This is a genomic window from Nocardia sp. NPDC003345, assembly GCF_053589395.1.
The window spans coordinates 1-12,473 of sequence record NZ_JBSFRU010000182.1; the positions used below are offsets into that span (position 1 = coordinate 1).

Below are 12,473 nucleotides of genomic sequence, written 5' to 3' on the forward strand. Positions count from 1 at the left end.
GATCTCAGCGGTGTCCCCGACGAGCGTGCCGTGCTCGCCGGCCGCATCCTGGGTGATCAGGCTCCTGCTACAACGCGCTCGAAGGAACCTTTCTCGGCGGTTGTATCTTCTCGGGCCGGGCAGCGGGACGCGCGCTCGCGGCCGCTCTCGGCAAGGCCTGACCCCTACCGCGGTCCCGGCCACGGCCGGGGCCGCGGATCAGTCGCGCGAGAGCAGTCGCCCGGCCTCGGCGGCGAGTGCGGCCAGCTGCCGGGCCTGGCGGCCGGTATCGATACCGGGACGGCCCGTCCCGACCCGGGTGGACAGCGACAGGGCCGCGACGGCGACACCGCGCCGCCGCACCGCCACCGCGACACAGCCGATCCCGGTGACCGCTTCCTCGTTGTCCACGGCGATTCCCTGGCGGCTGCGGATCCGCGCCAGCTCGCGATGTAGTTCCAGCCGGTCGCCGATGGTGCGCGGGGTAAGGCGCGGCAACTGCTCACGCAACGAGGTTTCCACCACGCCGGGATCGAGGCCGGCCAGCAGCGCCTTACCGAGCGCGGTGCTGTGCGCCGGGAGACGGCCGCCGATGCGGGTGGGTACCGTCGCGCTCTGCCGGCCACCGGTTTTGTCGAGGTAGACGATATCGCGGCCGTCGAGGACACCGAGATGCCCGACCGAGCCGATGCGCTGGCACAGTTCGTGCAGCAGCGGCCCGATCACGGTCCGCAGTTCGTTGTGCCCCGCGGCCAGCCCGCCCAGTTCCAGTGTGCGCAGGCCCAGCCGGTATCCGCCCGGGGAATGCGCGAGCCAGCGCAGCCGGATCATCTGATCCAGGATCCGGTGCACCGTCGAACGCGGCAGCCCGGTGCGTTCCACCAGATCGTGCAGGGTCAATACCGGAGTGGCGGGCGCGAACGCGTCCAGGATCAGCGTCATCCGCTCGATCATCGCCACCGGCGGCGCCGGACGGGCCTGCTGCCCTGCGCCCTGCCACGACCCGCCCGGCTCCGGGTCGGCCAGCACCTCGACCGTCAAGACTTACCTCCATCGTGCAGCCCGGCCAGCATATGCGCAGCGAACCGGACGTCTACCACCTTGCCCCGTTCGGGCACCGCGCAAACCACCACCGGCATATTCAGCCCGGCAGGAACGGCGCGTTGAAGACACTGCACAGCCATTGTCCGTCCACCAGTTCCATCACGGTGGACACCGACAGCTCGCGTGCTGTCTCCGCCGCGCCGGGTTCGGCGTTGAGGGTGGTGAGCTGCACCTGGACCTCGGCGCGGGTGTCGTTCTCGGTCATCGTGGCCGCACAGGCGGTATCGCCGGCCCGGGAGCGCTCCGGATCCGAGGCGATCAGCATCCGGGCCATCGGCAGCACCGTGGCCGCCTGGGATTTCCACTGACCCGTCGCGCCCGCCTGCACCTGCTGCTCCCAGGCCGCCGGGTTCTCGTAGTCGTAACTGGCGACCAGCGCGGTGTATTCGCAGGCGGCCTGTTCGGCCGCGGCCTTCGCCCCTCCCGGGACGACGGGCGTACCACCGGCCTCGGCCCCATCGGGCCGGAAGACCCCGGTGAGCCATACGGTCGTCCCGAAGACGGCGAGCGACAGCGCCGCGGCGACCGCCGCCGGCCACCAGCGGCGGGCACGCCGGGGCGTGGGCTCCGGGAGCGGCCGCGACGCCGCCACGACCGCCGGCATCGTCACCGCGGGTTCGGTGAGGGCACGCCGCGCCGCCCGGGCGAGTTCCCCGCAATCGGCGAACCGGTGATCGCGATTCTTGGCCATGGCGCGGGCGATCACCGCGTCGAATCCGGACGGCAGCGCCGGATCGATCTCGGAGGGCCGCGGTACCGGGGCATTGAGGTGGGCGTTGATCAGCGCGCCCGTCGTGGTCGCCGGGTAGGGCAACCGGGCGGTCAGCATGTAGTAGAGCGTGCAGCCCAGCGAGTACACATCGGCGCGGCGGTCGATATCGGCGCGCATCTCGAACTGCTCCGGCGCCGCGTAGTGGAAGCTCGCGTACAGCTCACCGGTGCGGGTGAGGCCGTCGGTGCGGTCGAGGGCCTTGGCGATCCCGAAATCGGAGAGGAACACCTGCTGCTGACTCCCCCAGGCCAGCAGGATGTTCGCGGGTTTGACATCGCGGTGCAGCACCCCGGCGGTGTGTGCGTGGTCGAGCGCCCGGGCCGTCTCCTCGGTGATCCGCACCGCGTGATCGGGGCGGACCGGCCCGTGCCGCAGCACCGCGGCGACATCGGTGCCCTCGATGTACTGGATCGCCATCCACAGCCGGCCGGCCTCCTCGCCGCGGGCGTAGACCGCGACGATATTCGGATGCGACAGCCGCGCCGCGGTATCGGCCTCGTGCAGGAAGCGGGCCCGGATATCCCGATCGTCCCCGGCGATCGGGGTCAGCAGTTTGAGCGCCACCGGTCGCGGGAGATCCCGGTCGCGGGCGAGATACACCTCGCCCATCCCCCCGGCTCCCAGCAACCGTTCGATGCGATATCCGGCGAAGTCCCCGCCCGGTTCGAGTACGCCCTTCACGCCGCGGGCAGTCCGGGCCATCCGTACGGCTGCGGTCCCGGCGCGATCCCCGCCCGCCCGGTCTCCGGAGCCTCCGGGCCGCGGGCCGCCGGCTGCGACTGCGGTTGCCCGTGTTCACGGCGGAAGGCCTCCATATCCATCCACCGCACCTGCTGTACCAGCTCCTCGAGCTGTTCGGCGGGCAGGAAACCGGCCTGCGAGTAGACCATCGTGCCCTCGCGGAAGGCCATCACCCAGGGGTAGCGGTCCACCTGGCCGGCGGCGGCCAGGGCCGGTTCGGCCTCGGCCTCCACGGTGGCGTGCACGATATCGCGGTGGGTCTCCGACGAGGCCTCGTAGACGGGCGCGAACCGGGTGCACCAACCGCACCAGGTCGCCCAGAAGTCCACCAGCACGATGTGATTGGTGGCCACGACCGTCTGGAAATTCTGCTGGGTCAGCGGCGTCGTCGACATTCCCGTCCTCCCGGCGGCCCGAGCCGACCGCCCCGCGTGCATACACCCCGTCCGGAGAATCGTCGCACGAACGGGTACCGGCCGCCGGTCGAAACCTCAGTCCCGCCGGCGCCGCCAACCGGGCAGCCTACGCGGCCGGGCACCTCCCGTTCCAGGCCGGTCACCGGCACATACCGCGCCCCGGCGGGCAGCGCGTCCCGCCTCGACCTATAACGTGTTCTCATGAGCGAAAACGAGGCCGGTAACGCACTCCCCAGTGCCGAGCACCACGAGGGCGGATTCCGGCCGATGTCGGAGCTGATGGACGCGGTCCGCTCGGTCGACACCAGCCGCGGCGGTCCGCATTACGGCGAGTTCGTCGAACAGGTCCGCACGCTCATGGACCGGGCCCGGCTGGCCACCCCGCCCGACGAGTTCGTCCTGGAGGCCGCCGGCATCCTGGAGAAGCTGAACGACCGGCTCTCCGCACATATCGGCGAGGAATGGGACGCGCCGGGCTGGACCCGGTTCGACCTGCCCTCGCGCGGTAACGTGACGCTACCGCCGTACTGGGTCGACAAGGTGGGCCGCGACGGTGTGGAGGCGCGGATCACCTACCGCACCTTCCATCTGGGCGGGAACGCGGCGGCACACGGCGGCTACATCTCGCTGGGGTTCGACGATCTCATGGGTCTGGCCGGATCGGCGCATTCCGGGTCGGTCACCCGTACCGCGTCGCTGACCGTCGACTACCGGTCGATCACCCCGCTGAACCGGGAACTGAAACTGCACGCCTGGACCGAACGCCAGGAGGGCCGCAAGGTGTGGATCAAGGCGACCCTGCACGACGGCGAACGACTGTGCGCCGAAGCCCACGGACTGTTCATCGTCCTGAAGCCGGGACAGCCCTGATCCTGCTCGCACCGGCAGTGGCGGCGGGTCCGCGCCCCGTTCACCGACCTGCGCCCGGCTGTGCGCCGATCCGGTCGGCAGGTCCACGACCTACCGACCGGACACGACGCCGCGCACGAAGCCCGCGGAGGCCGTCGCACCTCCTACCGGACCGACCCGTGGCGCCGTGCCGAACCGGCCGCACGCCGGGGGACGATCAGCCCCGGCCGCCGTCCGGGTAGTGCTCGTCGAGATAGGGCGCGAACGCGGTATCCACCTCATCGGGATCCAGCCCGAAATCGGCCAGCGAATACTTGTGCGCCGGCCGAGCCGCACCCGAGGTGGACTCACCGTGCAGAGAGCGCATCCGTTCCCGGGCCGCCTCGGTGAACTCGATTCCGAACTGTGTGTAGATCTTGTCCACGGTGGCGATCGGATCGGTGACGAAGTCCTCGTAGTAGACATCGCAGAACTGCGCCGCCGGATACTTCTTCCGATCCGCCAGGAAGGTTTTCGCCCCGCGCGACCACAGTTCGAGCTGCGACGCCCCCACCACCGGCCCCCGGAACTTCTCCGACCAGCCCGCCGTCGCCTGTTCGTTGAGACTGCAGACCGAGGCGATGATGGTGCGCGGCAGGCGATGCATCTGGATGACCAGCGCGTCCGGGTACACCTCCAGCAGGGCGTCGAGCGCGAACAGATGGCTCGGATTCTTCAGCACCCAGCGCCGGTCCGGATCGTTGAGCCCGATCAACTGCAGGTTCTTGCGGTGGCGGGCGTAGGCCGGGGTCCAGTCCTGTTCGCGTAGCCATTCGGAGTAGCGCGGCAGGTAGCCCAGGCATTCGTAGGAGATCGACATGGCCGACTGCCGCAGCAGCTGCCAGCACTCCTCCACCTGATCGGCCGAGATATGGTGCACGCCCATGAATTCCGGGTGCTCGACATGGTGTTTCTCGTAACCGGCCTGCAGGCGCGCGAACACCGGATCCTGTTCCCAGGTCTCGCGCGGCGGGCGCGGCTGGGGCATCTCGGTCAGCCACATCTCCAGGCCCTGATGGCCCGGATCGGCGGTGAGCAGGCGGTGCACGGCCGTGGTCCCCGACCGGGGCAGTCCGGTAACGAATATCGGACGTTCGATCGGTACCTCGTCATGCCGCGGATACTGTTTCCAGCCGGCTTCGCTCAACGCCCGCGCGATGAGCGCGCCGCGCAGGAACGCCCGGTTGACCTTGTTGCCGAACGGTGTGAGTTCGGCGTCGCGTTCGTAGGATTCCAGCAGTACCGACAGCCCGGTGCGGTACCCGTCGTCGCCGAAATCGTCGAGGCCGACCACCTTGGTGGCGGAGGCGTGCAGATCGTCGATGGTGCCGACGTCTTCCCTGCCGATCATTTCTCGTTACTCCTCAGTGGTGGAATTCGCCGCAGTTCACGTCGAGACAGGTCCCGGTGATCGCCCGCGACATCTCGGAGGCGAAGAAGACCACCGCGTCGGCGATCTCGTCGGGTTCGGGCAACCGGCGCAGATCGATATCGGCGGCGGTCTCGGTGTACACCTCGGCGGCGGTGATACCGCGTTCCTTGGCCAGATAGTCGAAATACCACTTCAGGGTGTCGGCCCAGATCCAGCCCGGGGCCACCGAGTTCACCCGGATACCGCGTGGGCCGAGTTCGGTGGCCAGGCTCTGGGCCAGGGCCAGCAGGGTGGTCTTGGTCATCTTGTAGGGCCCGTAGGGCTGCCGCGAATGCCGCAGCACCGCCGAGTTGATCATCACCACCGACCCCTTGTGCTCGGCGAGCGCGGGGGCGAACAGGCGGGTCAGCCGCAGTGCCGCGAAGACGTTGGTTTCCAGGCTGGTGCGCAGATCGTCGAAGGCGACCTCGGCGAGGTCGACCATCGGCGGCATGGCGAAGGCGTTGTTCACCAGCGCGTCGACCCGCCCGAACTCCTCCTGGGCGGCGGTCACCAGGTTCTGGGCGGCCGCGTCGTCGGTGATATCGGTGGGCACCACCAGGGCCCGCCGGCCCAGCTCCTCGACCTCGGCGGCGACTTTGCGCAGCCGCTTCTCGGTACGCGAGGCCAGCACCACATCGGCCCCGGCCTTCGCGCTCTGCACCGCGATCGCCTGCCCCAGCCCGGGACCGATACCCGAGACGACGACGACCTTGCCCGCCAGCACCGTGCTCTGCGCCATCAGCCCAGCATCCTTTCCGCCACCGCGGCCTGCCGGCCGGCGATCCGGGCCCGCCAGTCCTCGGGGGTGATCCGCGATTCCTTGTAGTAGGGCAGCCGGTCGGGCAGTTCGTCGAAGGACACCAGCTCCACCGCCGGGCCGTCCTCGGGCGTCATCTCCCGGGACAGCCGCTGCCAGCGGAACTGCAGATAGGCGCGGTCGTGGCCGGTGCGCTCGATCCAGTTGACCAGGCCGGGGTCGCGTTCGCTGATCACCAGGCGGATCATGCCGTCGGGGTCGACGTTGGCCTGGTCGGCGTTGAGGCTGGTCTGGTGGTTGATGTAGTCCAGCGACAGGTACCAGATGCTGCCGAGCTGGAAGCCCTGGTAGGGGGCGTCGGATTTCGGCACGGTCAGGATCATCACCTGGTCGCCGGTGAGTTCGTAGTGCCCGACCGAGGAGAACTGGGTGGACAGCCCGCCAGGGGTGCGCCGCGGTTCGGTCATTGTGTTGACCGGCAGGTTCAGGTAGAACCACTCCGGGAACGCCAAGAAGGTCTTCAGCCGCGAGACCAGCATCTTGCCGGCGACCTCGAACCGTTTGGTCATGAGATCGTTCGTGATCGCGGGCGGCGCGGTACCGGCGGTGTCGACCTTGCGGATCCGGACGGTGCCCGCCTTCTCGTTCGCCCAATCGCCGAAGACCTCGCGGACGGCGAGCATCGTCGAATCGTCGGCGAGCTGGATGTGGTTGCGCCCGCCCGGGCCCGGCCCGAGGGTCAGCTCGTAGGTGCCGTCGGCGGCGATATCGATGGAGCGGTCGTCGAAGGCCGTCTCCCCGCCCGGTACCTCGGTGGGCGAATAGTTGCCGTTGAGCACCTGGAAACTCAGGTCCCGGGTGGTGCCCCGAGTGCCGGTGACGACGTATTGAGCGTCCGGACGCACGTTGGCGTGCCAGTAGAGGGTGTCGGGGTTGTCCAGGCCCATTTTCGTGTACGGGCCGGTGGAGGTCACGAAGAACGGGAAATCCTTCTCGAAGGCCCACGACATCTGGATGGCGGCACGGATACTGCCGGCCAGATAGTCGTAGCCCTCGGCGAGATCCTGTTCGGTACGGATATGGGGGGCGCCCTTGATGATTTCCTCGGCGGCGGCTATCGCGTCCGCGAACGGCTGGGTCAGCACGATACTCCCGGTGTTCCATATATGTACCGCTCTGGTACATTTCGATACCGAGAAGATTAGAACCTGTTCTAGGAGTGGTCAATGAGCGAGGAGCGATGAGCGCGGAAATCTCAGAGGTACGCGAGGTCGGCCGCCGCTCCGCTCCCACCCAGCGGGTCATCCAGGTCCTCGATTACGTCGTCGCCCGCCGCGGCCGTCGTACCGGGCTTTCCGAAATGGCCCGCGACCTGGGTATCGCCAAACCCACCTGCCTCGGCATCCTGACCGAGCTGACCGCGGCCGGCTACCTCACCCGCGACCCCCGCACCCGTGAGTACGGTCCGGGCCCGGCGCTCATCGCGGCGGGCCGGGTGGCCCAGGAGAGTTTCTCCATCGCGGCCCTGGCCCACCCCGAACTGGAGCGCTTGAGCGCGGAATACGGCACCACCTGCACCGCCTCGGCGGTCGTCGGTGAGCGGATCAGCGTCCTGGACAGCGCCGGGCCCGCGATGGTGCAGGTCGGCGCCACCTACCGCTTCGCCCCGCCGGTCGGGCTCATGTACGTGCTCTGGGACAGCGAGGCCGCGTTCGAGGCCTGGCTGGCCACCGCCCCGACGGTTCCGCTGCGCCAGGACGAGCCCCTGCTGCGGCGGATCATGGCCGAATGCCGGGACCGTGGCTATCTCGTGGAGAGCATGACCGGAGCCGGCCGGCGGCTGTACTCGATGCTGGCCGGGGTGGCCGGGCACGAGCTGCCCGAGGAGTTGCGCACGGCCGTGGCGGAACTGGTCACCACCCTCGGCGAACGCGTCTATCTGGGCTCCGACCTGCGGCCCCGCAAAGAGCACCCGGTGAGCCTGCTGGCCGCGCCGACCTACGACGCCACGGGCCGCCAGCAACTGGTGCTCACCATGTATGTCGGTAAACCGATCACCGGGGCGGAGATCGCGCGCCGGGGCGCCGCGCTGGTGTCCGCCGCCGACGCGGTGACCGCGGCGGCGGGCGGGCACCATCCGGGAAACCGTTGACCCCGCATAGAAACGTGTTCTAGTTTTTAAGCGTGAGCCAGCACACGAAGTCGGCGGCGAGCACCTACGAGCTCTCGCATCAGGCCGCACTCGAGGCCGAATCGGTCCATATCCTCCGGGAGGTGGCCGCCACGTTCGAACGTCCCGTCCTGCTGTTCTCCGGCGGTAAGGATTCGGTGGTGATGCTGCATCTGGCCACCAAGGCCTTCTGGCCGGCGCCGGTGCCGTTTCCGATCCTGCATATCGATACCGGGCACAATTTCGACGAGGTGATCACCTACCGGGACGCGGCCGTCGCGAAATACGGTCTGCGCCTGCTCGTCGGGCGGGTCCAGGACGATATCGACGCCGGGCGGGTCACCGAGGACACCGGCCCCCGCGCCAGCCGCAACCGGCTGCAGACCGCCACCCTGCTGCGAACCCTGCGTGAGGGCCGGTTCGACGCCGTCTTCGGCGGCGCGCGCCGCGACGAGGAGAAGGCGCGCGCCAAGGAACGCGTTTTCAGCTTCCGCGACGAATACGGCCAATGGGACCCCCGCCGCCAGCGCCCGGAACTGTGGAACCTGTACAACGGCAAACACCGTCCGGGCGAACATATCCGGGTCTTCCCGCTGTCCAACTGGACCGAACTCGATATCTGGACCTATATCGCCGCCGAAGGTATCGAACTGCCCTCGCTCTACTACGCCCACCGCCGCCCGGTGGTACAGCGCGACGGCATGCTGCTGGCGCATACCCGGTTCCTCACCCTGCTCGACGGCGAGGAACCCCGCGAGGCACTGGTCCGGTTCCGCACCGTGGGCGATGCCACCTGCACCGGCTGCGTGGAATCCGGCGCCGCCACCCCCGCCGATGTCGTGACCGAGGTCGCGACCGCGCGGGTCACCGAACGGGGCGCGACCCGCGCCGACGACCGGATCTCCGAGGCCGGGATGGAAGACCGCAAACGAGAGGGTTACTTCTGATGGGCACCCTGCTGCGCCTGGCCACCGCGGGCAGCGTCGACGACGGGAAATCCACCCTCATCGGCCGGTTGCTGTTCGATTCCAAAACCCTGTTCACCGATCAGCTCGACGCGGTGGAGCGCACCAGCCGCGACCGCGGTGAGGACTATCCGAATCTGGCGCTGCTCACCGACGGGCTGCGCGCCGAACGGGAACAGGGCATCACGATCGATGTCGCGCACCGCTACTTCGCCACTCCGCGCCGGAAATTCATCATCGCCGACACCCCGGGACATGTGCAGTACACCCGCAATATGGTCACCGGGGCCTCCACCGCCGATCTGGCGCTCATCCTGGTGGACGCGCGGTACGGCGTGGTGGAACAAACCCGCCGCCACGCCTTCCTGGCCTCGCTGCTCGGGGTACCGCACCTGGTGCTGTGCGTGAACAAGATGGATCTGGTCGGCTGGTCGGCCGACCGGTTCGCCGAGATCCGCGAGGAGTTCGCGGGTTTCGCGTCACGGCTCAATATCGCGGACCTCACCTTCATCCCGATGTCGGCCCTGCACGGTGACAATATCGTCCATCGCAGCGCCACCATGGACTGGTACGAGGGCACGCCGCTGCTGCACCACCTCGAAGAGGTGCATATCGCCTCGGACCGCAATCTCATCGACGCCCGGCTGCCGGTGCAGTACGTGATCCGCAGCCACACACCGGATTTCCGCGGTTACGCCGGAACGGTCGCCAGCGGTGTGTGGTCGCCCGGCGACGAGATCACCGTGCTGCCCTCGGGCCTCACCACGACCGTCACCGGCATCTGGGGGCCCGGCGGGGTTGCGCTCACCGAGGCGTTCCCGCCGCAGGCGGTCACCGTGGCCCTGGCCGACCAGCTCGATATCGGGCGCGGCGATATGCTCTGCCGTCCGGCCAACCGCCCGCATACGGGGCGCGATCTGGACGCGATGGTGTGCTGGTTCAGCGACGAGGCCGAAATGCGGCCGGGCACGTCCTACACCGTCCGGCACACCACCCGCAGCATCGCGGCGCAGATCCGCACGCTGGACTACCGCCTCGATGTGAACACCCTGCACCGCGACGAGAAGGCGACGGCACTCGCGCTCAACGAGATCGGGCGGGTCCAGCTGCGCACCCGGCAGGCACTGCAGTTCGACTCCTACCGCCGCAATCGCGCCACCGGCAGCTTCCTGCTGGTGGACGACGCCACCGGCGATACCGTCGGCGCCGGGATGATCACCGGCCCCGGTCTGCCCTCCTCGCGGGTGGTCTGGCATTCCAGTGCGGTCGAGCGGGCCGAGCGCGCGACCCGCGGTCTCACCGTCTGGCTGACCGGGCTCTCCGGTTCGGGTAAATCCTCGGTGGCCGTGGAACTCGAACGCCGGCTGGTGGCGGCCGGACGGCCCGCCTTCCTGCTCGACGGCGACAATCTGCGGCACGGCCTCAACGCCGATCTCGGCTTCTCCGCGGCCGACCGGACCGAGAACATCCGCCGGGTGGGTGAGGTGGCCCGGCTGTTCGCCGAATCCGGGACCGTCGCCATCGTCTCGCTCATCAGTCCCTATCAGGCCGACCGGGAGCGGGCCCGGGCCACCCACGACGGCGCCGGGATACCCTTCGTCGAGGTCTTCGTGGACACCCCGTTGCCGGTGTGCGAGGCCCGCGACCCCAAGGGCCTGTACGCGAAGGCCCGCGCCGGGGAGATCCGCGGTTTCACCGGAATCGACGACCCCTACGAGGCGCCGGCCGCGCCGGCACTGGTACTGCGCCCCGAGGACGGCGATCCGGCCGCCATGGCCGCCACGATCATGGCACTGCTCGCCCGGGAGGACGGCGCCTGATGCACCGGTTCACGTGATGGTCGACCTCATGCGGGTGCCGGCTCCGGCCCGGGCGGTCACGGTGTTGTATGAGGCCATGCACGGCCGGTAAGCGCATCCGTGGACCGCCACCATCGGGTATTTGATACTCTTTCGATAACTTGTATCGAAAGGGTGGTTATGCGGTCTACTCTGCTGTCCCGGCGAGACCTCGAGTTCCTGCTCTACGAGTGGCTCGATGTCGAACAGCTGACGCGGCGGCCGCGCTTCACCGACCACTCCCGGCAGACCTTCGACGCGGTCCTCGACCTGAGCGAACAGCTGGCGACCAAGTATTTCGCCACCCACAACAAGCTCAACGACGCGCACGAACCCACCTTCGACGGTGAGACGGTCACCATCATCCCGGAGGTCCGCGCGGCGCTGGCCGCGTTCGCGGACGCGGGCATGGTCGGGGCGACCATGGATACCGAACTCGGGGGTTCCCGGCTGCCGGCGGCGGTCGCCCAGGCGGCGTTCGCCTGGTTCCATGCCGCCAACCCGGGCACCAGCGCGTATCCGCTGCTCACCATCGGCAATGCCAATCTGCTCATCGCGCACGCCGGTGCCGACGTGGTCCAGCGGTTCGTCCCGCCCATGCTCGAAGGCCGGTTCTTCGGCACCATGTGCCTGTCCGAACCCCAGGCCGGATCGTCGCTCGCCGATATCGTCACCCGCGCGGAACCGCGCGCGGACGGCACCTACCGCCTCTTCGGCACCAAGATGTGGATCTCCGGCGGTGATCACGAACTCGGCGAGAACATCGTGCACCTGGTGCTGGCCAAGATTCCGGGCGGTCCGGCCGGCACCAGGGGGATCTCGCTGTTCGTTGTCCCGCGTTATCTGGTGGGTGCCGACGGCGCGCTCGGTGAGCGCAACGATGTCGCGTTGGCCGGGCTCAACCACAAGATGGGTTTTCGCGGCACCGTCAATACGGTGCTCAACTTCGGTGAGGGCCGCTGGACTCCCGAGGGTTCGGCCGGGGCGATCGGCTATCTGGTGGGCGAAGCCCATCAGGGCCTGAAGTACATGTTCCACATGATGAACGAGGCCCGCGCGGGCGTCGGGCTGGTGGCCGCCGCGCTCGGCTATACCGGCTACCTCGAATCGCTGGACTACGCCCGTTCGCGGCCGCAGGGCCGTACCAAGGGCGCCGCCGATCCGGCCGCACCGCAGCGCCCGATCATCGAACACGCCGACGTCAAACGGATGCTGCTGGCGCAGAAGAGCTACGCCGAGGGCGGGCTCGCCCTGGTGCTCTACTGTGCCCGGCTCATCGACGAGCAGCGCACCGCCGAGTCCGAAGAGCAGCGGCGGTCGCTGACCCTGCTGCTGGACATCCTCACCCCGATCGCCAAGAGCTGGCCCTCACAGTGGTGCCTGGCCGCGAACGATCTCGCGATCCAGGTGCTCGGCGGCTACGGCTACA

Annotated in this window: 11 protein-coding genes; 5 read left to right on the top strand and 6 right to left on the bottom strand. The window is 68.9% G+C overall.

Annotated elements, in window-relative coordinates; all coding sequences use genetic code 11:
* Positions 1-198: 198 nt before the first annotated feature.
* The 3 genes from ACWDU1_RS19735 to ACWDU1_RS19745 form a co-directional block, all read right to left on the bottom strand.
* Positions 199-1,020: an IclR family transcriptional regulator gene (locus ACWDU1_RS19735; RefSeq protein WP_450000360.1), complete on the bottom strand. Its 822-nt coding sequence runs from the start codon at positions 1,018-1,020 to the stop codon at positions 199-201.
* 100 nt (positions 1,021-1,120) lie between these two features.
* Positions 1,121-2,557 (bottom strand): serine/threonine-protein kinase, encoded by a 1,437-nt coding sequence (locus ACWDU1_RS19740; protein ID WP_450000362.1) that lies wholly within the window; start codon positions 2,555-2,557, stop codon positions 1,121-1,123.
* Positions 2,533-2,991 carry a thioredoxin family protein gene (locus ACWDU1_RS19745; protein ID WP_450000363.1) on the bottom strand — a complete coding sequence of 153 codons (459 nt, stop codon included), beginning with the start codon at positions 2,989-2,991 and terminating at the stop codon, positions 2,533-2,535. Before ACWDU1_RS19745 ends, ACWDU1_RS19740 begins: the two co-directional genes overlap by 25 nt.
* A gap of 222 nt (positions 2,992-3,213) precedes the next feature.
* On the opposite strand from ACWDU1_RS19745, the gene ACWDU1_RS19750 reads away from it, so the two are divergent.
* Positions 3,214-3,882 carry a PaaI family thioesterase gene (locus tag ACWDU1_RS19750; RefSeq protein WP_450000365.1) on the top strand — a complete coding sequence of 223 codons (669 nt, stop codon included), beginning with the start codon at positions 3,214-3,216 and terminating at the stop codon, positions 3,880-3,882.
* Between the two features lie 196 nt (positions 3,883-4,078).
* Here the strand turns inward: ACWDU1_RS19750 and ACWDU1_RS19755 are convergent, their stop codons facing one another.
* From ACWDU1_RS19755 to ACWDU1_RS19765, 3 genes are read right to left on the bottom strand one after another with little or no spacing between them, the layout of a single operon-like run.
* Entirely contained in the window at positions 4,079-5,251 is a 1,173-nt protein-coding gene (locus ACWDU1_RS19755; RefSeq protein WP_450000367.1) for a sulfotransferase family protein, read from the bottom strand.
* A 13-nt stretch (positions 5,252-5,264) separates the two neighbouring features.
* Positions 5,265-6,053 (bottom strand): SDR family oxidoreductase, encoded by a 789-nt coding sequence (locus ACWDU1_RS19760; protein WP_450000369.1) that lies wholly within the window; start codon positions 6,051-6,053, stop codon positions 5,265-5,267.
* Complete coding sequence (locus ACWDU1_RS19765) at positions 6,053-7,216, bottom strand: hypothetical protein (protein WP_450000371.1); 1,164 nt, start codon at positions 7,214-7,216, stop codon at positions 6,053-6,055. The genes ACWDU1_RS19760 and ACWDU1_RS19765 overlap by 1 nt, the downstream gene beginning before the upstream one ends.
* Positions 7,217-7,311: 95 nt before the next feature.
* On the opposite strand from ACWDU1_RS19765, the gene ACWDU1_RS19770 reads away from it, so the two are divergent.
* The 4 genes from ACWDU1_RS19770 to ACWDU1_RS19785 form a co-directional block, all read left to right on the top strand.
* Positions 7,312-8,223: a helix-turn-helix domain-containing protein gene (locus tag ACWDU1_RS19770; protein WP_450000372.1), complete on the top strand. Its 912-nt coding sequence runs from the start codon at positions 7,312-7,314 to the stop codon at positions 8,221-8,223.
* 32 nt (positions 8,224-8,255) lie between these two features.
* The gene (cysD, locus tag ACWDU1_RS19775) at positions 8,256-9,188 is read left to right on the top strand and encodes a sulfate adenylyltransferase subunit CysD (RefSeq protein ID WP_450000374.1); all 933 of its coding nucleotides are present in this window, start codon (positions 8,256-8,258) and stop codon (positions 9,186-9,188) included.
* Entirely contained in the window at positions 9,188-11,026 is a 1,839-nt protein-coding gene (gene cysC / locus ACWDU1_RS19780) for an adenylyl-sulfate kinase (RefSeq protein ID WP_450000375.1), read from the top strand. The genes cysD and cysC overlap by 1 nt, the downstream gene beginning before the upstream one ends.
* 159 nt (positions 11,027-11,185) lie before the next feature.
* A partial coding sequence (locus ACWDU1_RS19785) for an acyl-CoA dehydrogenase family protein (protein ID WP_450000376.1) occupies positions 11,186-12,473 on the top strand: 1,288 nt, incomplete at its 3' end.

Coding starts and splice junctions, on each gene's coding strand:
- ACWDU1_RS19745 (WP_450000363.1), bottom strand. CDS start 2,991: ATGTCGACGACGCCGCTGACCCAGCAGAATTTCCAGACGGTCGTGGCC.
- ACWDU1_RS19755 (WP_450000367.1), bottom strand. CDS start 5,251: ATGATCGGCAGGGAAGACGTCGGCACCATCGACGATCTGCACGCCTCC.
- ACWDU1_RS19740 (WP_450000362.1), bottom strand. CDS start 2,557: ATGGCCCGGACTGCCCGCGGCGTGAAGGGCGTACTCGAACCGGGCGGG.
- cysC (WP_450000375.1), top strand. CDS start 9,188: ATGGGCACCCTGCTGCGCCTGGCCACCGCGGGCAGCGTCGACGACGGG.
- ACWDU1_RS19770 (WP_450000372.1), top strand. CDS start 7,312: ATGAGCGCGGAAATCTCAGAGGTACGCGAGGTCGGCCGCCGCTCCGCT.
- ACWDU1_RS19750 (WP_450000365.1), top strand. CDS start 3,214: ATGAGCGAAAACGAGGCCGGTAACGCACTCCCCAGTGCCGAGCACCAC.
- ACWDU1_RS19760 (WP_450000369.1), bottom strand. CDS start 6,053: ATGGCGCAGAGCACGGTGCTGGCGGGCAAGGTCGTCGTCGTCTCGGGT.